This is a genomic window from Kitasatospora sp. NPDC056446 (assembly GCF_042796115.1).
Lineage (GTDB): Bacteria > Actinomycetota > Actinomycetes > Streptomycetales > Streptomycetaceae > Kitasatospora.
Genome location: NZ_JBHTRF010000006.1, coordinates 89,655 through 110,250 on the forward strand (window position 1 = coordinate 89,655; position 20,596 = coordinate 110,250).

Sequence of the window (20,596 nt, forward strand, 5' to 3'; positions counted from 1 at the left end):
AAGGAGCCCTTCGATGGCGAATGCGACCCCCGCCTTCCGCTACACCGAGCGCGACCTCGCCCGGTTCCGCGAGACCCAGCAACTCGCCTACCACTGCGCCGAACAGGTCGCCGCCTGGATCGAGCCCGGTGTCACCGAGCGGCAGACCACCGCCGAGCTGCGCCGCCGCCTGGTCGCCGCCGGGGTGCAGGACTTCTTCCACGTCCCCTTCGCCTGGTTCGGCGACCGCACGGCCTTCCGGCACTTCCACACCCCGCTGCAGTTCTTCGCCGGCAACCGCCGCCTGGAGGAAGGCATGCCGTACGTCCTGGACTGCGCGCCCGTCGTGGACGGCTACACCGCCGACATCGGCTACGGCGGGAAGGTCGGCGAGAACCGGGTCTGGGACCGCCTCGCCGCCGACCTCCGGGTCTACCGCGAGCTGATCCTCGCCGAGGTGCGCGCCCGCAAGCCGCTGAACGAGGTGTACGCGGCGGTGGACGCGCAGCTCGCCGCGCACGGCTACGACAACCGCCACCAGGTCTACCCGGGCCGGGTGATCGGCCACCAGGTCACCCGCACCGTGACCCGCGGCCCGGCCGGGGTGAACGTCCTGGGCTTCGGCGTGCGGACCCTGCAGACCCTCGGCCGCGAGCTCGTCGCGGAGCGCCTGCACGGCCGGTCCCCGCTCTGGGCGGACGGCCGCTCGTCCCGGCACGCCCCCACCCCGGGCCTGTGGGCGGTCGAGCCGCACATCGGCTTCCGCGGGGTGGGCATCAAGTTCGAGGAGCTGCTGGTGGTCACCGAGGAAGACGCCTACTGGCTCGACGACGACCTGCCCCACGTCCACCGCTGGACGGCGGCAGCAGCCAAGCCGACCGCCGTAGCCGCCGAGCCGACCGCAGTCGCAGCCGCCGAGCCGACGCCCGCCGACCCGACGACCACCGAGCCGACCGCCCTGGAGGCCACCCGATGACGACCCCGACCCGCCGCCGGACCGTCCACTCCGGCGGCCTGCCGCTCGCCGTCTTCGAGCAGGGCGACCCGGACACCCCCACCGTCCTCCTCGTCCACGGCTACCCCGACACCCACGCCGTCTGGGACGACATCGCCGCCGACCTCGCCCGCGACCACCACGTGGTCCGCTACGACGTGCGCGGCGCAGGGGAGTCCGGCGTCCCCGCGGACCGGGACGGCTACCGGCTGGAGCTGCTGGCCGAGGACCTGTTCGCCGTCGCCGACGCGGTCAGCCCGGACCGCCCGGTCCACCTGGTCGCCCACGACTGGGGCTCGATCCAGTCCTGGGAGGCCGCCACCACCCCCGGTGCCGAACGTCGGATCGCCTCGTACACCACGATGTCCGGCCCCAGCCTGGACCACATGGGCTTCTGGCTGCGCCACCGGCTGCGCCGCCCCACCCCGCGCCACCTGAAGCAGCTGCTCCACCAGGGCCTGCACTCCTGGTACATCACCGCCTTCCACCTGCCCTTCCTGGCGCCCGGGATCTGGCGCCTCGGCCTCGCCCGGGCCTGGCCGAGGGTGCTGCGGGACCTGGAGCACGTCACGCCGCGCGCCGACCACCCGCAGCCCAGCCTGCGCCGCGACGCGGTCCGCGGCATCGAGCTGTACCGGGCCAACTTCCGCCCGGTGATGGGCAGTCCGCGTGAGCGGACGACCGAGGTGCCGGTCCAGCTGGTCACCCTCACCCGGGACCGCTACGTCGGTACCTACCTCTCCGAGGGGCTGGAGCGCTGGGTGCCCAGGCTGACCCGTAGGACGCTGCACGCCGGCCACTGGTCGGCGCTGCTGGAGAAGGGGGCCACCGTGGCCGGCATGATCCGCGGGTTCGCCGCCCGCAACGAGCCCGGGCACGAGGGCACGGACGCGGACGCGGCCGCGCAGGACCGATCCGCCCCGGACGACGGCCGGCTGGTGGTCGTCACCGGCGGCGGCAGCGGCATCGGACGGGCCACCGCGCTCGCCTTCGCCGAGGAGGGCGCCCGGGTGGTGGTCTGCGACCTCGACCTCGCGGCCGCCGAGTGCACCGCCGAACTCGCCTCGCTGATCGGCCCGGTGGCGCACGCCTACCGGGTGGACGTCTCCGACGGCGCGCAGATGGACGCTTTCGCGCAGAGCGTCGCCGCCGGGCACGGGGTGCCCGACGTGGTGGTCAACAACGCGGGCATCGGCCACTCCGGGACGTTCCTGCAGACCACCGAGAAGGAGTGGCAGCGCGTCCTGGACGTCAACCTCTGGGGCGTGATCCACGGCTGCCGCGCGTTCGGCACCCTGATGGCGGACACCGGCGGGGGCGGCCACATCGTCAACGTCTCCTCGGCCGCCGCCTACCTGCCCTCCAAGGCGCTCACCGCCTACGCGACCAGCAAGGCCGCGGTGTTCATGCTCTCCGACTGCCTGCGCGCCGAGTTCGTCGACCACGGCATCGGCGTCTCCACCATCTGCCCGGGCATCGTCAACACCAACATCACCCGCACCTCCACCTTCTCCGCGACCAGCGCCGACGAGCAGGCCGCCAAGCAGGCCCGCGCCGCCAGGCTGTACGCCCGCCGCGGCTTCCCCCCGGAGAAGGTGGCCGCCGCCATCCTCTCCGCCGTCCGCACCGGGAAGCCCGTCGTCCCGGTCACCCCCGAGGCGAAGGCCGCCCGCTTCCTCTCCCGCCTCAGCCCCGGCCTCCTCCGCCTCGCCGCCCGCCTCAACGTCACGTGATCAGGTGAACGCCGCCTGACCGACCCCGACGGGCCTGTGAGAGCATCGAGGCCCATGGAGATGACAACGGCTCTGTGGTCCTTCGCCCTCGTCGTGGGGCTGCTCACACTGACGCCCGGCCTCGACACCGCGCTGGTCCTGCGGACGTCCGCGATGGGGCGGCGGCGGCAGGCCTGGGGGGTCGTGCTCGGGATCCAGACCGGGACGCTGATCTGGGGGACGCTGACCTCGGCGGGGGTGACGGCGCTGCTGACCGCCTCGCAGGTGGCGTACGAGGTGCTGCGCTGGGCGGGCGCCGCCTACCTGGTGTGGATGGGCGTCGGGATGCTGCGCAGCCGGGGTGCCGGGGCGGCGGCCGAGGAGGAGCCCGCGGAGGGCGGGTTCGGCTACGGCTGGCGGCGGGGCACGCTGACCAACCTGCTGAATCCCAAGGTCGGGGTCTTCTACGTGGCGGTGCTGCCGCAGTTCATCCCCGCCGGTGCCCCGCACTTCGCCGCCGGGGTGGCGCTGACCTGCGTCCACGTGGTGGAGGGGATGCTCTGGTCGACGGTCCTGGTGGGCTTCGCCCAGGTGCTGCGCGGCTGGCTGCGCCGGCCGGCCGCGCGCAGGGTGATGGACCGGGTGACCGGCGCGGTCGTGGTGGGCTTCGGGGTGAAGCTGGCGTTGAGCGACTGATCGGGCGGGCCGGACAGCCGTCCGGGCAGCGGCCCGGACGGACCGGTGGCCGGGTCAGGCGGACTGACGGCCGAGCCGGGACAGCCCTTCGCGCAGTTCGTCGGCGTTCATGCAGATGGTCAGCCGGACGTCGGCGTTCAGCTGGAGCCAGAACGGCTCACAGGCGGTGACCACCGAGGGCTCGTCCGTGACGTCCACGACGAAGAGCATGGTCCGCCGGCCGTCGCGGGCGAAGAAGTACGCGGCCTCCGGCTTGAGTTGGCCCATGACCCCTTCCAGGGTCGGGCCGACCGTGCCGTCGGCGATGAGCTTGTTGGAGGCTTCGGTGTCGAGGGTGACTTCCAGCAGGGCACGCATGGTCCCCGCTCCTTCCCCGGGCTCGCGGTGAGTCCGCAACTCCAGCCTCCCGCCGCCCCGGCGGCCACGCAACGTGACGCCGGGGCTCAGGCGGCGTGGGTCCGCGCGGGGGCCGGGGGCAGGGCCTCGCCGGGGGCGGCCGGCCCGTCGTGGCCGGGTGCCGCCGCGAGGTCGTGGTGGATCGGTCCGTCCCCGGCGCTCAGCGGCAGGCAGCTGCCGCCCCGGCGGTGGGCGATGATCTCGGCGGCGACGGAGACGGCGGTCTCCTCGGGGGTGCGGGAGCCGAGGTCGAGGCCGATGGGGGAGCGGAGCCGGGCGATCTCGGCGGTGCCGAGCCCGGCCTCGCGCAGTTTCGCCTCGCGGTCGCGGTGGGTGCGGCGCGAGCCCATCGCTCCGACGTAGCCGACCGGCAGGCGCAGGGCGCGTTCGAGCAGCGGGATGTCGAACTTGGCGTCGTGGGTGAGGACGCAGAGCACGCTGCGGCCGTCCAGCCGGTCGAGTTGGGAGTCCAGGTAGCGGTGCGGCCAGTCGACCACGACCTCGTCGGCCTCGGGGAAGCGGCGGGTGGTGGCGAAGACGGGCCGGGCGTCGCAGACGGTGACGTGGTAGCCGAGGAACTTGCCGATCCGCACCACGGCGGCGGCGAAGTCGATCGCTCCGAAGACCAGCATCCGGGGCGCGGGCACGTAGGACTCGACGAAGCAGGTGACGGTGCCCTGCTCGTGTTCGTCGCAGGGCCGCCCGTCCAGGCCGAGGACGAGCCGGCCGGTGCGTCCGGCCTCCAGCATGGCGCGGGCCTCGGCGACGATCGCCCGCTCCAGGCCGCCGACGGTGGACGGTCCGACGGAGAGCGCCCCGGACACGCCGTCGGCGGTGACCGCGAGGGCGGCGCCGACCAGCCCGCCGGGCCCGGCGACCACCCGGGCCAGGGCCACCGGGGTCCCCGCGGCGATGTGCGCGATCCCCGCGTCCAGGCCGGGGTCGGCGCCGGGCACCACCGGCTGGACGAACACGTCGAGGACTCCGCCGCAGGTCAGGCCGACGGCGAAGGCGTCCTCGTCGCTGTACCCGAAGCGTTCCAGCACGGGTTCGCCGTTCTCGATCGCGGCCCGGCACAGCTCGTAGACGGCGCCTTCGACGCACCCGCCGGAGACGCTGCCGACGGCTTCCCCGTCCGCGTCCACGGCCAGGGCGGCCCCCGGGTCGCGCGGGGCGCTGCCGGAGACCCCGACCACGGTGGCCACGGCGAAGGCGCGCCCGGCCGCGTGCCAGGCCTGCAGTTGCTCGGCGATGTCCTGCATGGCGGTGGCTCCTTACACGGTTTCGACAGTAGCGGGGGACGCCGCCGTACGGGAAACGATCCCGGACGGCGGCGGTACCGCCCGGGGGCGGTGGTGGCGGCGGGAGGGCGGCGCCGCCGGTGCACTCCCGGCGGCTAGTGCACGCCCAGCCAGGACTTGATCGGCGTGATCGCGAAGTACGCCACGAACACCACGGTGAGGATCCACATCAGGACGCCGGGCTCGCGCCGGCGGCCCACCCCGGCCTTGATCACCGTGTACGAGATGACGCCGGCCGCGACGCCCGCGGTGATGCTGTACGTGAACGGCATCAGCGCGCAGGTGAGGAAGGCGGGGATGGCGACCTCGCGGTCGGACCAGTCGATGTGCCGGGCCTGGCTCATCATCATCGACCCGATCACGACCAGGGCGGCGGAGGCCACCTCGACCGGGACGATCCCGGCGATCGGGGAGAAGAACAGCATCAGCGCGAACAGCGCGCCGGTGACGGTCGAGGCGAGCCCGGTGCGGGCGCCGTCGCCGACGCCGGTGGCGGACTCGACGAAGACGGTCTGGCCGGAGGCGCCCGCCAGGCCGCCGACCGCGCCGCCGGCGCCGTCGATGAACAGGGCCTTGGACAGTCCGGGCATCCGGCCCTGCTTGTCGGCGAGTCCGGCCTCGGTGCCGACGCCGATGATGGTGGCCATCGCGTCGAAGAAGCCGGCCAGGACCAGGGTGAACACGGCGACCGAGGCGCTGATCGCGCCCATGCCCTGGCCGCCGAAGGCGCCGAACAGGTCGACGTGGCCGAACAGGCCGAAGTCGGGGGCGGAGACCGGGCTGCCGGGCCACACCGGGACGGAGTTCTTCCAGGCGGCGGCGGGTACGTGCGCGGCCTTGTTGACGATCACGGCGAGCACGGTGCCGCCGGCGATGCCGATCAGGATCGCGCCGCGGATGCCGCGGGCCATCAGTACGAAGATCGTCAGCAGCGTGACGCAGAAGACCAGGACCGGCCAGCCGGCCAGTTCACCGGTCGGGCCGAGCGACAGCGGGGTGGGGCCGCCGGTGTGCATGAAGCCGGCCTTGTAGAGGCCGATCACGGTGACGAACAGGCCGATGCCGATGGTGATCGCGTGCTTGAGCGGCAGCGGGATGCCGTTCATGATCTTCTCGCGCAGCCCGGAGACCACCAGCAGCACGATCAGCAGGCCGTAGATCACGCACAGGCCCATGGCCTGCGCCCAGGTGGTGTGCGGGACGACGAGCGCGGAGACCGCGCCGGAGACCGAGAGGCCGGCGGCGAGGGCGAGCGGTACGTTGCCGACCAGGCCCATCAGGATGGTGGTGACGGCCGCCGCCAGGGCGGTGGCGGTGGTGAGCGCCGCGGGGTCCAGCTTGACGCCGGTGACGTCCGCGCCGCTCAGGATGAGCGGGTTGAGCAGGATGATGTACGCCATCGCCATGAACGTGGTGAGGCCGCCGCGCAGTTCGTTGGCGAGCGTCGAGCCCCGGGCCGAGATCTTGAAGTAGGCGTCGAGGGCGCTGTTCGGGCGTGCTGCCGGGGGCGACGGGTGGAGGTCGTCCTCGGCGGGTCTGTCTTCGGTGGTGCCGGGCTCCGTGGGGATCCTGGGCATGTCCACTCCCAAGTGTCAAAGGGGGTTGGGGTGGGCGAGCCGACCTGACTGCCGGTCAACGAAGCGGCGTAGGGGGACGTATCGACTCACGTGGAGGCACTCGAAAAGGGGGGAGTGCCGGCGGTGCGTGGAGGGTGGTGTGCACCGCTGCTGAACCCCGGCGTGGGTGGGGCAGCGGGTGTGGGGTGGTGCACCCGGGGCGGCGGGGAAGACGGTCGCCGCCCCGGGACGTGTGAACTCCCGGCGTCAGGTGGGTGGTTCGTCGTTCAGCCGGGTTCTTCGACGCCGGGCCGGCGCCGGTCGCACACCGACCGGTGCCGGCCCGGCGCTCAGCTCGGCCGCTCGGTGGTCAGGTGCTCCGGCCGGACCGGGATCCGGTTGAGCGCGAGGCCGGTGGCGTTGCGGATGGCGGCCACGATGGACGGTGTCGCCGAGACGGTCGGTGCCTCGCCGACCCCGCGCAGCCCGTACGGGGCGTGGGGGTCGGGCAGTTCGAGGATGTCCACCGGGATCGGCGGGGTGTCCAGGATGGTGGGGATGAGGTAGTCGGTGAAGGAGGCGTTGCGCACCTTCCCGTCCCGGACGATGATCTCCTCCATCACGGCGAGGCCGAGCGCCTGGGTGCAGCCGCCCTGGATCTGGCCGACCACGGACAGCGGGTTGAGTGCCTTGCCGACGTCCTGGACGGCGGTGAGCTCGACCACCTTGACCAGGCCCAGCTCCACGTCCACGTCCACCACCGCGCGGTTGGCGCAGAAGGTGTACTGGACGTGGCCGAAGCCCTGGCCGGTCTCCTTGTCGAAGGCCTCGGTGGGCCGGTGGTGGTGCTCGCGGGTGAGGTCGATGGCCTCGTCGCCGAGCAGGTCCACCATGGGGACCAGGACGCCGGCGCTCTCCGAGACGACCTTTCCGCCGGCCAGCGTGATGTCCCGGTGGCTCCAGCCGTAGCGCCGCCGGCCCTTCTCGATCAGCTCCCGCCGGACCGCCTCGGCGGCCAGCTTCACGGCGCCGCCGGTCATGTAGGTCTGGCGCGACGCGGAGGTCGAACCGGCCGATCCCACCTCGGTGTTGGCGGGGTGGATGGTGACCTGCTCGACGCCCAGCTCGGTGCGGGCGATCTGGGCGTGCACGGTGACGCCGCCCTGGCCGACCTCGGCCATCGCGGTGTGCACCATGGCGACCGGCTCGCCGCCGATGACCTCCAGCCGTACCCGGGCGGTGGAGTAGTCGTCGAAGCCCTCGGAGAAGCCGACGTTCTTGATGCCGACCGAGTAGCCGACGCCGCGGACGATCCCCTCGCCGTGCGAGGTGTTGGACAGCGCGCCGGGCAGCTGACGGACGTCCAGGTGCTCGGTGTCCAGCGGCGGCGGCAGCGGCATCTCCTTGGCGCGCCGCAGCAGTTCGGCCACCGGGGCGGGCGAGTCGATCCGCTGGCCGGTGGGCATGAAGTCGCCCTCCGACATCGCGTTCAGCTGCCGCAGCTCCACCGGGTCCATGCCCAGTTCGGCCGCCAGCTTGTCCATCTGCGACTCGTAGCCGAACGCGGCCTGTACCGCGCCGAAGCCGCGCATCGCGCCGCAGGACGGGTTGTTGCTGTACAGCGCGATGGCGTGCATCCCGACGTTCGGGATCACGTAGGGGCCGTGGCCGAGCGAGGCCGCGTTGCCGACCACGGCCGGCGAGGCGGAGGCGTAGGCGCCGCCGTCGAGCACGATCCGGCAGTCGGCGAAGACCAGCTTGCCGTCGCGGGTGGCGCCGTGCTCGTAGTGCATCCGCGCCGGGTGGCGGTGCACGTGGCCGTAGAAGGACTCGTCCCGGGCGTAGACGATCTTGACCGGCTTGCCGGTGTGCTGCGCCAGCAGGCAGGCGTGGATCTGCATCGAGATGTCCTCGCGGCCGCCGAAGGCACCGCCGACGCCGGCCAGGGTGAGCCGGACCTTCTCCTCGGGCAGGTCGAGCACCGGGGCCATCTGCTCGCGGTCGACGTGCAGCCACTGGGTGGCGATGTAGAGGTCGATGCCGCCGTCCTCGGCGGGCACGGCGAGGCCGGACTCGGGGCCGAGGAAGGCCTGGTCCTGCATGCCGACCTCGTAGTCGCCGCTGACGATGACGTCCGCCAGCGCCCGCACCTCGTCGGTCACGCCGAGGCCGGAGACCAGCCGCTGCTCGTGGCAGATGTTGCCGTAGGCGTGCGACTTGTACTCGTGCGGCTCGTGCACGTAGCCGTACGTCTCCGGGTCGAGGCACTGCTCCTCGGTGACGATCGGGGTGAGCACCTCGTACTCGACCACGATCTTCTTCACCGCGCGGCGGGCCGTCTCCGGGTGGTCGGCGGCGACCAGCGCGATCGCCTCGCCGTGGTACCGGATCTTGTCGATGGCCAGGGCGGGCTGGTCCTTGATCTCCAGGCCGTAGTACTTCGAGCCGGGGATGTCCTCGTGGGTCAGCACCGCGTAGACGCCGGGCACCTTGAGCGCCTCGGAGATGTCCACCGAGAGGATGGTGGCGCGGGGGTGCGGCGAGCGCAGCGCCATGCCCCAGAGCATGTCCTCGTGCCACATGTCCGACGAGTACGCGAACTCGCCCCGGACCTTGAGGTTGCCGTCCGGGCGCAGCGGCGAGCCGCCGATGCCGTCCTTGGACGCCTGGTTGATGTTCTGGAGGTTCTTCTGGCCCTGAATGGTCCGCGTGGTCACTGCCCACCAGCCTTCCCGGCGCACTTGCGGGCCGAGGCGAGCCGCACCGCGTCCATGATCTTCTCGTAGCCGGTGCAGCGGCACAGGTTGCCGGACAGCGCCTCACGGATGTCGTTGTCGCTCGGCTGGGCGTCGTGCTCCAGCAGGGCATCGGTCTGCACCAGCAGGCCGGGGGTGCAGAAGCCGCACTGGACGGCGCCGGCGTCGATGAACGCCTGCTGGACCAGGCCCAGTTCGCCGTTCTCCTCGCTCAGCCCCTCGACCGTGCGGACCTCGCGGTCCTGCACCTGGCCGGCCGCGACCAGGCAGGAGCAGACCGGGACGCCGTCCAGGTAGACGGTGCAGGAGCCGCACTCGCCCTGCTCGCAGGCGTTCTTCGAACCCGGCAGGCCGACCCGCTCGCGCAGGACGTAGAGCAGGCTCTCGCCCTCCCACACGTCGTCGGCCTCGACGGGCTTCCCGTTGGCGGTGAAAGTGACCCTCATGCCGCGCTCCTGATCTGCTTGCCGTAGTCGTTCCAGCACCAGGTGAGGGTGCGGCGGGCCATCACGGCCAGGGAGTGGCGCCGGTAGTCGGCGGTGCCCCGGACGTCGTCGATCGGCGAGGCCGCGGCCTTCACCAGCTCGCCGAACCGCTGGACCACCTCGGCGCCCAGCAGGTCGCCGGACTCCCAGAGCCCGCGCTCGGCGAGCACGCCCTGGAGGTACTCCTCGGCCTCGACGGCGCGGCGCGGCGTGGGGGCGGCCGAACCGATCCCGGTGCCCACGGTTCCGTTCTTCGGGTGCAGGGCGAAGCCGAACGCGCAGACCGCGATCACCATGGCGTTGCGGGTGCCGATCTTCGAGAACTGCTGCGGCCCGTCCGCCACCGGGATGTGCACGGCGCGGATCAGCTCGTCGGCCGCCAGGCTGTTGCGCTTCACACCGACGTAGAAGTCGTCGATCGGGATCATCCGGGTGCCGCGCACCGAGGCCGCCTCGACGAACACGTCCCGCCCGGCCGCCAGCAGCGCGGGGTGGGCGTCACCGGCCGGGGAGGCGCCGCCGAGGTTGCCGCCGACGCCGCCGCGGTTGCGGATCTGCGGCGAGCCGACGGTGTGGGCCGCCAGGGCGAGACCGGGCAGCGGGCCGGACAGCTCCTCGATGATCCGGGTGTACGGGACCGAGGCGCCGAGCCTCACGACGCTGCCGTCGTCGGACCATTCGGTGAGCTCGGTGATGCGGTTCAGATCGAGAATCGCGGATGGCCGGTGCACGTCGAAGTTCATCTCGACCATGACGTCCGTCCCGCCCGAGATGGGCAGTGCGGTCGGGTACTCAGCCTTCGCCGCGAGTGCCTCGTCCCAGGTGGCGGGCCGAAGGAACTCCATGCGGGTGTCTCCTCAAGTCTTCGCCGGCCGGGTGTCCGGCGGCGTGTCGCCCAGTGAACCCCTGTGACGCGGCCCACTGGCAGTCACCGATGGCATGAAGCCCCGGCTGTGGTCCCGCCCGGCATCCTGTACGTTCCTCTAAGGAGCGGAATCCCGCAGCCCAGGTGTTCACCGGGTGCTACCTACGACCGTAATCCGGCTGTGACGGAGGGGCTACGGACCCGTGGGCCGACCGCCCGCTGGTACGTAACACCGAGCACGGATGTTCGGGCACACTGTGTCCCCCGGACCGAGGACCCGGTCTCCCACCCGACCTCCTTCCCGATCCGATTCCCGCCCCGACTCCCGGTTACCTTCCCGGGTTCCGCCCCGGACTCACGTCCGATCTCCCCCGATCCCGCCCCGATCCCGCCCCGATCCCACCGATCGCCCCGATCCCGCCCGAAGGAGTCCTCGGATGCGCGTCCGTGACCTGCTCGCCCCCGGTGCCCCGCGACTGCGCCTGCTCGCGGCCGAGGAAGAGCTGGACCGGCAGGTCAGCGGCGTGATGACGACGGACCTGCAGGACCCCGGCCGCTACCTGCACGGCGGCGAGCTGGTGCTCACCGGCATGCTCTGGCGCACCGTCCCGGCCGACTCCGAGCGCTTCGTCCGGACCATCTCGGCCGGCGGCGCCGTCGCCCTGGCGGCCGGCGAGGCCGAGGTCGGCCCGGTGCCCGACGACCTGGTCGAGGCCTGTCGCCGGCACCGGATGCCGCTGCTGGCCGTCCCCGACGACATCGCCTTCGGCACCGTCACCGAGTTCATCGGCCGCCAGGTCTCCGCCGACCGCGCCGCCGACCTCGCCGCCCTGGTGGACCGGCACCGGCTGCTGGTCTCGGCGGCCGGCGGCGGCGGCCTGGACGCGGTACTGGACCTGCTCGGCGGCGACCTCGACCTGGACTGCTGGGTGCTCGCCCCCACCGGCGCGGTGATCGCCGGCCCGGTCGACCGGCTCACCGCCGAGGACCGCGACCAGCTGGTGCGCGCCCACCTCGCCGCCCAGCGCCAGCGCCGCCGCCCCCCGCACCGCGCCCGGCTGGCCGTCGGCGCCTACTCGCTGCTGCCCGCCGCGGCCTCCGCCGAGCACGAGGTGCCGCTGGCCGACTGGATGCTCGCGGTGGCCGGCGACATCACCGAATGGACCACCAAGCGCCAGCAGCTCGCCGAGAACCTGGCCCGGCTGGTCGCCGCCGAGCGCCACCGCCGGGACGAGGGCCGCCGGCTGCGCCGCCGCCTCGCCGACGAGGTGCTCGCCCTGCTGCGCCGCGACGCCGACCCCGCCGAGATCAGCCGCACCCTCTACGCCTCCTCGGCGATGGCCGCCCGCTACGAGAGCCCCGACCCCAAGTCCCCGGTGGAGGACGGTTCCTGGCTGGTGCTCAGCGCCGAGGGCACCGGCCTGCCCGAGGGCGCCGTCCGGGCCGTGCTGGAGGAGGCGCTCGGCACCGCCGGCGACCGCGCCCTGGTCGCCGGGACGGGCACCGGCGCCGTCGTGGTGCTGCCCGCCCTGGACAGCCCGGTGCCCGCCGACACCCTGCGCGACCTGCTCGCCCCGCTGGAGGCCGGGCTCGGCTCGGAGGGCCGGATCACCCTCGGCGTCTCCGCCCCCGCCTCCGAGGCCGGCGGCCTGCGCGGCGCCCTGGAGGAGGCCCGGCACGCCCGCCGGATCGCCGCCTCCCGGGTCGGCCGGGTCTGCGTCGCCGGCCCCGAGGAGCTGGCCTCGCACGTCCTGCTGCTGGCCGCCGTCCCGGACGAGGTCCGCCGGGCCTTCCGCAGCCGGCTGCTGGACAAGGTGATCGCGTACGACATCGAGCACCAGGCGGACCTGGTCCGCACCCTGGAGGCCTTCCTGCGCTCCGACGGCTCCTGGACCCGGTGCGCCGCGCAGCTGCACGTCCACGTGAACACCCTGCGGTACCGGATCGGCCGGATCGAGGAGCTGACCGGGCGTGACCTCTCCCGGCTGGAGGACCGGGTGGACTTCTACCTGGCGCTCGAACTGGCCTGACGGCACGCCTGCCCCGCACGCCGGGGCCGCCCTTCCGGCGCAGGAACGCGAGGGGCCCGCCGCGAAGTGATTCGCGGCGGGCCCCCGTCGTACGGCCGTCGGCTACTGCACCGGGATGATCGAGGTCAGCCAGGTGAAGGCGGACGGCACCATCTTCTTCCACTGCTCGGTGGTGTGCGGGCCGGTGCCCTCCTCGACCTGGACGGTGGTCGGGGGCTTGGCCGAGGTGCGGATCGCCTCGCCGTCCTCGAAGCCGTCGCCCTTGGAGCCGCTGATCAGCAGGGCGACCTTCGGCGGCTGCGGGGCGGCCTTGAGGATGTTGACCGGGTTGTTGGCCTCGCGCAGCTTGGCGTCCTTGCCGACCAGCGAGTCCTTCTCGTTCGCCGGGTCGTTGTAGCCGGACATCGCGATGGCGGCCCGGTACCGGTTGGGGTGGGCCAGCGACAGCTTGGTCGCGCAGTGCGCGCCGGCCGAGTAGCCGGCGATCGCCCAGCGGTCCGCGGACGGGTCGGCGCGGAAGTTGTCCAGCACCATCTGCGGGACGTCGCGGGTGATCCAGGCGTCCGCGTTGATCTTGCCGGGGATGTCCGTGCAGCCGGCGTCCTGGTTGCTGCCGAGCAGCAGGGTGCGCGGCGAGACCAGGATGAACGGGGCGACCTTGCCCTGCTGCATGAGCGGCTTGAGCTGCTCGGAGACCTTGAGCGTGCCGTACCAGGTGGAGGAGGAGCCCGGGAAGCCGGGGATCAGCTCGACCACGGGGAACTTCTTGTCCTTGAACGCCGGGTCGTTGTACTGCGGCGGCAGCCAGACCAGCACCTCGCCGTCGACGCCGGACACCTGGCCCTTGAGGTCGGTCTTCTGCACGTCGCTCGGGACGGCCGGGTCGTTCACGCCGCCGAAGCTCTGCTTGACCTTCGGCTGCTCCTTGGCGGCGTCACCGCCCGGGTTGCCGCCCTGCTCCGAGGCCGGCACCGGGGGCACCGCACGGACGTGGTTGCCGGTGCCGAGCAGGTCGTCCCAGTTGCCGTAGATCAGGTTGGCGTTGTTGACCATCACGAAGACCATCAGGACGGCGGTGACCTGGCAGAACATGATCATGACGATCCGGGACAGGGCCTTCACCGGCTGGGGGCCGGGGACCTTCCCCCAGAACAGCAACGCCACTGTGATGGACACCGGCACCAGGATGACGGTGAGGATGAAGAATGGCGTACCTGTCAGTTCCATCGAGTTCTCGTATCCGGCTCGCTCGCCGTCCGGGCCCCAGTCGCCCGAACGCACGTCAATGGCATCAGACGGCCGATAACCGATGATCGGTTGCCGTCCGAATCTGTGCGGAACCTGAGAGGAACATCACGTTCTCGTGATGAACCCCCTTCGGATCGGCGCCCAGTCTGTCACCCGGACGGATGTAGTCCGGACCAGATGTTCAGCGAACTTCCAGGAAAGGTCCCCCGGGAGACCTTACCTCCCAGGCCGATCGGGCCGCCGGGCGAGGCGGTGCGATCCCGCGCGGCCCGGCCAGGGAGACTATGGGGATGAGCATCACCCGCTTTCGCCCGTCACGCCGTTTGTGGCCCGTGTGCGCCGTCCTGGCCATCGCGGTCACCGCGGCCGCTTGCAGCAGTACCGGAGGCCGACGCGCCGAGGAGGCCCGCGCCAAGGCCGCGGCCACGGCCGGCAGCGCCGTCACCACCCCGCGGTGGAAGGTCGCCATGGTGACCCACGCCGGCGCCGGCGACGCCTTCTGGGACACTGTGCGCAAGGGCGCCGAGCAGGCTGCCGCCAAGGACAACATCACCTTCCTGTACTCCAACGACGCGCAGACCCAGAACCAGGTCCAGCTCGTCCAGGCCGCCATCGACCAGAAGGTCGACGGCCTGCTGGTCACCCTCGCCAAGGGCGACGCGATGGCCGGCGTCCTCGCCAAGGCCAAGGCCGCCGGCATCCCCGTGATCACCATCAACTCCGGCCAGGAGTTCTCGCAGAAGTTCGGCGCGCTCACCCACATCGGCCAGGACGAGACCACGGCCGGCCAGGCGGCCGGCACCGAACTGTCCTCGCGCGGACGCAAGAACGTGCTGTGCGTGATCCACGAGCAGGGCAACGTCGGCCAGGAGCAGCGCTGCTCCGGCGCCCAGTCCAAGGCCGGCGGGTCCTTCCAGGTGCTCTACGTCAACGGCGTCGACATGCCCGACGCCCGCGCCGCGATCTCCGCCAAGCTCCAGGCCGACCCGGCCATCGACACCGTGCTCACCCTCTCCGGTCCGATGGCCGCCACCGGACTCCAGGCCGTCCAGGACGCCCGCCGCCCCGTGGAGCTGGACACCTTCGACCTGGGCGGGCAGGTGGTGGCCGGGCTGAAGTCGGGCAGCGTCGGCTTCGCCGTCGACCAGCAGCCCTACCTCCAGGGCTACGAGGGCGTCGACCTGCTCTGGCTGTACCGCTCCAACCTGGACATGCTCGGCGGCGGCAAGCCGGTCGAGACCGGCCCGCAGATCCTCACCAAGGACGACGCCGACGCGCTCGCCGAGTACGTGGCGAGGGGGACCAGGTGAGCACCCCGGACCTCCTCGCCCAGGACGGTCTCGTGCAGGACCGTCCGGCCGCGCTGCGGCGCCTCCTCGCCAGGCCCGAGCTGGGCGCGCTGATCGCCGCCGTCGCGGTGTTCGTGGTCTTCGCCGCCGTCGCCGAGCCCTTCCTGCGGGTCTCCTCGCTGGGCACCGTGCTCTACGCGGCGTCCACCATCGGGATCATGGCGGTGCCGGTCTCGCTGCTGATGATCGGCGGCGAGTTCGACCTCTCGGCCGGCGTGCTGGTCACCACCGCCGCGCTGACCTCCTCGATGGTCTCCTACCAGTTCACCGCGGTGACCTGGGTCGGCGTCCTCGTCTCGCTGGCCACCACGCTGGCGATCGGCTGGTTCAACGGCTGGATGCTCGGACGCACCAAGCTGCCCAGCTTCATCGTCACCCTCGGCACCTTCCTGATGCTGACCGGCGCCAACCTGGGCATCACCAAGGCCGTCTCCGGCACCGTCTCCACCAAGGCGATCTCCGACATGGAGGGCTACGAGGCCTGCCGCAGGCTCTTCGCCTCCGAGGTCACCATCGGCGGACTGACCGTCAAGGCCACCGTCTGGTGGTGGCTGGGCCTCCTCGTGGTCGGCAGCTGGGTGCTGCTGCGCACCCGCTTCGGCAACTGGATCTTCGCCGTCGGCGGCGACGCGGACGCCGCCCGCGCGGTCGGCGTGCCGGTCGCCCGGACGAAGACCCTGCTCTACCTGGGCGTCGGCTTCGGCGCCTGGGTGCTCGGACAGCACCTGCTGTTCTCCTTCGACACCGTGCAGTCCGGCGAGGGCGTCGGCAACGAGCTGATCTACATCGTCGCGGCCGTCATCGGCGGCTGCCTGATCACCGGCGGCTACGGCTCGGTGGTCGGCTCCGCGCTCGGCGCGCTGATCTTCGGCATGGTCAGCAAGGGGATCATCTACGCCCAGTGGAACCCGGACTGGTTCAAGTTCTTCCTCGGCGCGATGCTGTTGATGGCCGCGCTGCTGAACGCCTACGTCAAGCGCCGGGCCGAACGGGGGCCGCGATGAGCAGCACCGAACCGACGAACGGCGCCCCGGTGGGTGGCGCGCCGGTGGGTGGCGCGTCGATGGGTGGCGCGCCGGTGGGGGCCGAGCTGCTCTCCCTGGAGGGCGTCGGCAAGAGCTACGGCACCGTCCGGGCACTCCAGGACGTCTCGCTGACCCTGCGGGCCGGCGAGATCAGCTGCGTGCTCGGCGACAACGGCGCCGGCAAGTCCACCCTGATCAAGATCATCGCCGGACTGCACCGGCACGACGAGGGCCGCTACACCGTCGGCGGCGAGGAGGTCCGCCTCGACTCCCCGCGCCAGGCCCTGGACCTCGGCATCGCCACCGTCTACCAGGACCTCGCCGTCGTCCCGCTGATGCCGGTCTGGCGCAACTTCTTCCTCGGCTCCGAGCGGGGCACCCGCCGCTGGGGCGGCCTGCGCCTGGACGCCGAGGGGATGCGCGCCACCACCCGCGAGGCGCTCGCGAAGATGGGCATCGACCTGCACGACGTCGACCGGCCCATCGGCACCCTCTCGGGCGGGCAGCGCCAGTGCGTGGCGATCGCCCGCGCGGTGCACTTCGGCGCCAAGGTGCTGATCCTGGACGAGCCCACGGCCGCGCTCGGGGTCAAGCAGTCCGGGGTGGTGCTCAAGTACGTCACCGCCGCCCGTGACGCCGGGCTCGGGGTCGTGCTGATCACCCACAACCCGCACCACGCCTACCTGGTCGGCGACCACTTCACCCTGCTCAAGCGGGGCCGGATGGCGGGCAGCCACCCGCGGGCCGAGATCGGCCTGGAGCAGCTCACCACCGAGATGGCCGGCGGCTCCGACCTCGCCGAGCTCTCGCACGAGCTGGCCCGTCCCACGGTGTCCGGCGCCCGTGACGCCGGCGCCCGTGACGCCGGCACCGACGAGTCCGGTGCCCGTGACTCCGGTGCCCGTGACTCCGACAACCGAGATCCCGACTCCCGTGAGGAGCGTCAGCAGCCGTGACCAGCCCTCAAGGCGGCACCCGGCCACCGGTCCTGCCCACCCTGCTCGGCCTCGGCCCGCGCGCCGAGCGCCGCCGCCGCGCGCTGCCCGCGGGGATACTGCGGCTGCCCACCATCGGCGTCGACATCGGCGGCACCAAGGTGGTCGCCGGGGTGGTGGACGGCGAGGGCAAGGTGCTGGAGAAGCTGCGCACCGACACGCCGGACAAGAGCAAGAGCGCCAAGGTGGTCGAGGACGTCATCGTCGAGCTGGTGCTGCAGCTCGCCGACCGGCACGACGTGCACGCCGTCGGCATCGGCGCGGCCGGCTGGGTCGACGCCGACCGCTCCCGGGTGCTGTTCGCCCCGCACCTCAACTGGCGCAACGAGCCGCTCCAGGAGGCGCTCAGCGAGCGGCTGCGGTTCCCGGTGATCGTGGAGAACGACGCCAACGCCGCGGCCTGGGCCGAGTGGCGCTTCGGCGCCGGGCGCGGCGAGGACCACATGGTGATGCTCACCCTGGGCACCGGCATCGGCGGCGCGGTCGTCCGGGACGGCTACGTCGACCGGGGCAAGTACGGGCTGGCCGGCGAGTTCGGGCACATGCAGGTGCTGCCCGGCGGCCACCGCTGCCCGTGCGGCAACCGCGGCTGCTGGGAGCAGTACTCCTCCGGCAACGCGCTGGTGCGCGACGCGCGCGAGCTGGTCGCCGAGGAGTCGCCGGTGGTGCAGCCGCTGCTGGCGCGGGCGGGCGGCACCGTCGAGGGCATCACCGGCCCGCTGGTCACCGAGGCCGCGCGGGAGGGCGACCCGGTCGCCATCGAACTGCTCTACGAGGTCGGCACCTGGCTCGGCGTCGGTATCGCCAACCTGGCCGCCGCGCTGGACCCGGGCCGGTTCGTCATCGGCGGCGGTGTCTCCGAGGCGGGCGACCTGCTGCTCACCCCGGCCCGGGACACCTTCCGCCGCACCCTCACCGGCCGCGGCTTCCGGCCGGAGGCCGCCATCGTGCACGCCGCGCTGGGCAACGAGGCCGGCCTGGTCGGCGCCGCCGACCTCGCCCGCCAGGTGGCCCGCAGGTTCCGCACCATCAAGCGGCGCCGGGTGGAGCGCAGCGCGCTGTAGGGCGGCGGCGAGACGGCGAGACGGCGAGACGGTGCGGGCGAACAGCTGACAGATTTCAGCGAACAGATTTCGTTTTCTGTTCGCTGAAATCTGTCAGCTGAAGTCTGAAGTCTGAAAGCTGAACTCTGACATCTGTCCGCCGCGCGCCGTCCGTCGCCCGACCGGCCCCCGTTTGATTCGATCTCGTCAATTACCGGCCGGTAGTGGCTCTTTGTGGTTGTCGGATCATCCCTCCTGTGGAACAACTGAGTTGACGTCGACTCAGGAGGAATCGGATGAGGGCGCTGACCCGTCTGGCACCACCCCTACTGCTCGCCACCGCGCTCGTCTGGTCCACCGTGGGACCGGCCGGCGCCGCGACACCGCCGGCGAAGGCCCCGGAGGCGGTGGGCTGGGGCGGAGCGGTGGCCACCGTCGACGCCGACGCCACCGCCGCCGGGATCGAGGTCCTGCGCAAGGGCGGCAACGCGGTGGACGCGGCGGTCGCCGCCGCGGCGGCCCTCGGGGTCACCGAGCCGTACTCCTCCGGCGTCGGCGGCGGCGGGTACTTCGTCTACTACGACCACGCCACCGGCCGGGTGCACACCATCGACGGCCGCGAGACCGCCGGCCGCACCGCCGACAGCGGACTGTTCCTGGAGGACGGGAAGCCGCTGGCCTTCGCCGACGCCGTCACCAGCGGCCTGTCCGTCGGGGTCCCCGGGACCCCGGCCACCTGGGACGCCGCGCTGCGCCGGTGGGGCACCCGCTCGCTCGCCCGCAACCTCGAACCCGCCGAACGGATCGCCGACAACGGCTTCGTCGTCGACGAGACCTTCCGCGGCCAGACCGCCGACAACCAGGCCAGGTTCAAGGACTTCCCGGCGACGGCCAAGCTCTACCTGCCCGGCGGCAAGCCCCCCGAGGTCGGCAGCGTCCTGCGCAACCCGGACCTCGCCGCCACCTACCGGCTGCTCGCCAAGGACGGCGTGAAGGCCTTCTACCAGGGCGCGTTGGCCGGGGACATCGCCGACACCGTGCAGCACCCGCCGGTCGACCCGGCCTCCGGCCGCAACGCGCGCCCCGGAAAGGTGGACACCGCCGACCTGGCCGCCTACCGGGTCCGCGACCAGGCGCCCACCCACGTCACCCACGGCGCCTACGACGTCTACTCGATGGCCCCCTCCAGCTCCGGCGGCACCACCGTCGGCGAGGCGCTGAACATCCTGGAGGAGGGCGGCGACCTCTCGACGTACAGCGGCACGCAGTACTACCACCACTTCCTGGAGGCCTCCCGGATCGCCTTCGCCGACCGCAACCGCTGGGTCGGCGACCCGGCCGCCGTCGACGTCCCCACCCGGGAGCTGCTCTCCGCGCGCTACGCCGCGTCCCGGGCCTGCCTGATCAGCCCCGACCACGCGCTCACCAGCCCGCTCGCCCCCGGTGACCCGCGCCATCCGGCCGACTGCGCCGACACCGGCCAGGCCGTCGCGGAGCCGTACGAGGGCCCCAACACCACCCATCTGACGGTCGCCGACCGCTGGGGCAACATCGTCTCCTACACGCTCACCATCGAGCAGACCGGCGGCAGCGGCATCACCGTCCCCGGCCGGGGCTTCCTGCTCAACAACGAGCTGACGGACTTCGACTTCGCCCCGCTCGCCCCCGGCGTCCCCGACCCCAACCTGCCGGGCCCGGGCAAGCGGCCGCGCTCCTCGATGTCCCCGACCGTCGTGCTGCGCGACGGCGAGCCGTTCCTCGCCACCGGCAGCCCGGGCGGCGCGACCATCGTCACCACCACCCTCCAGGTGCTGCTCGGCCGGCTCGATCGCGGCCTGAGCCTGGAACAGGCCATCGCCGCGCCGCGCGCCAGCCAGCGCAACACCGCCGCGACCCAGGCCGAGCCCGCCTTCCTGGCGCTGCCCGAGCGGGCCGCCTTGGAGGGCCTCGGGCACAGCTTCGCCGGCGTGGCCGAGATCGGCGCCGCCACGGGCGTGGAACGCCTCCCGGACGGGCGCTGGGTGGCCGCCGCCGAACCGGTGCGGCGCGGCGGCGGCTCGGCGGCGGTGGTCCGGCCCACGGGCTGAGGCCGTCCGGATTGTCAGTGCCGGGCGGTATGTTCGGGGTGGGCCTGCCTCGTGCGGGGCCCACCCCGTCCGTACCCCG

16 protein-coding genes are annotated in these 20,596 nt (G+C 72.7%); 9 read left to right on the forward strand and 7 right to left on the reverse strand.

What is annotated here, in order from left to right; all coding sequences use genetic code 11:
• Positions 1-13: 13 nt before the first annotated feature.
• From ACFQ6N_RS06155 to ACFQ6N_RS06165, 3 genes are read left to right on the forward strand one after another with little or no spacing between them, the layout of a single operon-like run.
• The gene (locus ACFQ6N_RS06155) at positions 14-955 is read left to right on the forward strand and encodes a M24 family metallopeptidase (protein WP_380647243.1); all 942 of its coding nucleotides are present in this window, start codon (positions 14-16) and stop codon (positions 953-955) included.
• Positions 952-2,706 (forward strand): SDR family oxidoreductase, encoded by a 1,755-nt coding sequence (locus tag ACFQ6N_RS06160; RefSeq protein WP_380647244.1) that lies wholly within the window; start codon positions 952-954, stop codon positions 2,704-2,706. The genes ACFQ6N_RS06155 and ACFQ6N_RS06160 overlap by 4 nt, the downstream gene beginning before the upstream one ends.
• Before the next feature lie 54 nt (positions 2,707-2,760).
• On the forward strand, positions 2,761-3,381 hold the full coding sequence (locus ACFQ6N_RS06165) for a LysE family translocator (RefSeq protein ID WP_380647246.1): 621 nt from the start codon (positions 2,761-2,763) through the stop codon (positions 3,379-3,381).
• 54 nt (positions 3,382-3,435) lie between these two features.
• On the opposite strand, the gene ACFQ6N_RS06170 is transcribed toward ACFQ6N_RS06165, so the two are convergent.
• The 6 genes from ACFQ6N_RS06170 to ACFQ6N_RS06195 all read right to left on the reverse strand — a co-directional run bounded on the left by ACFQ6N_RS06170 (position 3,436) and on the right by ACFQ6N_RS06195 (position 10,720).
• Positions 3,436-3,738 (reverse strand): hypothetical protein, encoded by a 303-nt coding sequence (locus tag ACFQ6N_RS06170; protein ID WP_380647247.1) that lies wholly within the window; start codon positions 3,736-3,738, stop codon positions 3,436-3,438.
• A gap of 86 nt (positions 3,739-3,824) precedes the next feature.
• Positions 3,825-5,039 carry an XdhC family protein gene (locus ACFQ6N_RS06175; protein WP_380647248.1) on the reverse strand — a complete coding sequence of 405 codons (1,215 nt, stop codon included), beginning with the start codon at positions 5,037-5,039 and terminating at the stop codon, positions 3,825-3,827.
• A 134-nt stretch (positions 5,040-5,173) separates the two neighbouring features.
• Entirely contained in the window at positions 5,174-6,655 is a 1,482-nt protein-coding gene (locus ACFQ6N_RS06180; RefSeq protein ID WP_380647250.1) for an NCS2 family permease, read from the reverse strand.
• A gap of 329 nt (positions 6,656-6,984) precedes the next feature.
• Positions 6,985-9,351 (reverse strand): xanthine dehydrogenase subunit D, encoded by a 2,367-nt coding sequence (gene pucD / locus ACFQ6N_RS06185; RefSeq protein ID WP_380647251.1) that lies wholly within the window; start codon positions 9,349-9,351, stop codon positions 6,985-6,987.
• Complete coding sequence (locus ACFQ6N_RS06190; protein ID WP_380647252.1) at positions 9,348-9,836, reverse strand: (2Fe-2S)-binding protein; 489 nt, start codon at positions 9,834-9,836, stop codon at positions 9,348-9,350. Before ACFQ6N_RS06190 ends, pucD begins: the two co-directional genes overlap by 4 nt.
• The gene (locus ACFQ6N_RS06195; protein ID WP_380647253.1) at positions 9,833-10,720 is read right to left on the reverse strand and encodes an FAD binding domain-containing protein; all 888 of its coding nucleotides are present in this window, start codon (positions 10,718-10,720) and stop codon (positions 9,833-9,835) included. Before ACFQ6N_RS06195 ends, ACFQ6N_RS06190 begins: the two co-directional genes overlap by 4 nt.
• A 457-nt stretch (positions 10,721-11,177) precedes the next feature.
• On the opposite strand from ACFQ6N_RS06195, the gene ACFQ6N_RS06200 reads away from it, so the two are divergent.
• A complete protein-coding gene (locus ACFQ6N_RS06200) occupies positions 11,178-12,770 on the forward strand; it encodes a PucR family transcriptional regulator (RefSeq protein ID WP_380647254.1) in 1,593 nt (530 codons plus the stop codon).
• A gap of 102 nt (positions 12,771-12,872) precedes the next feature.
• On the opposite strand, the gene ACFQ6N_RS06205 is transcribed toward ACFQ6N_RS06200, so the two are convergent.
• The gene (locus ACFQ6N_RS06205) at positions 12,873-13,997 is read right to left on the reverse strand and encodes an alpha/beta hydrolase (protein ID WP_380647255.1); all 1,125 of its coding nucleotides are present in this window, start codon (positions 13,995-13,997) and stop codon (positions 12,873-12,875) included.
• A 311-nt stretch (positions 13,998-14,308) separates the two neighbouring features.
• On the opposite strand from ACFQ6N_RS06205, the gene ACFQ6N_RS06210 reads away from it, so the two are divergent.
• The 5 genes from ACFQ6N_RS06210 to ggt all read left to right on the forward strand — a co-directional run bounded on the left by ACFQ6N_RS06210 (position 14,309) and on the right by ggt (position 20,517).
• Complete coding sequence (locus ACFQ6N_RS06210; protein WP_380647256.1) at positions 14,309-15,328, forward strand: substrate-binding domain-containing protein; 1,020 nt, start codon at positions 14,309-14,311, stop codon at positions 15,326-15,328.
• The gene (locus ACFQ6N_RS06215) at positions 15,325-16,371 is read left to right on the forward strand and encodes an ABC transporter permease (protein WP_380647257.1); all 1,047 of its coding nucleotides are present in this window, start codon (positions 15,325-15,327) and stop codon (positions 16,369-16,371) included. The genes ACFQ6N_RS06210 and ACFQ6N_RS06215 overlap by 4 nt, the downstream gene beginning before the upstream one ends.
• Before the next feature lie 59 nt (positions 16,372-16,430).
• Positions 16,431-17,348: an ATP-binding cassette domain-containing protein gene (locus tag ACFQ6N_RS06220; protein WP_380647355.1), complete on the forward strand. Its 918-nt coding sequence runs from the start codon at positions 16,431-16,433 to the stop codon at positions 17,346-17,348.
• On the forward strand, positions 17,345-18,451 hold the full coding sequence (locus tag ACFQ6N_RS06225; RefSeq protein ID WP_380647258.1) for an ROK family glucokinase: 1,107 nt from the start codon (positions 17,345-17,347) through the stop codon (positions 18,449-18,451). Before ACFQ6N_RS06220 ends, ACFQ6N_RS06225 begins: the two co-directional genes overlap by 4 nt.
• Before the next feature lie 275 nt (positions 18,452-18,726).
• Complete coding sequence (gene ggt, locus ACFQ6N_RS06230) at positions 18,727-20,517, forward strand: gamma-glutamyltransferase (protein ID WP_380647260.1); 1,791 nt, start codon at positions 18,727-18,729, stop codon at positions 20,515-20,517.
• Positions 20,518-20,596: the final 79 nt, after the last annotated feature.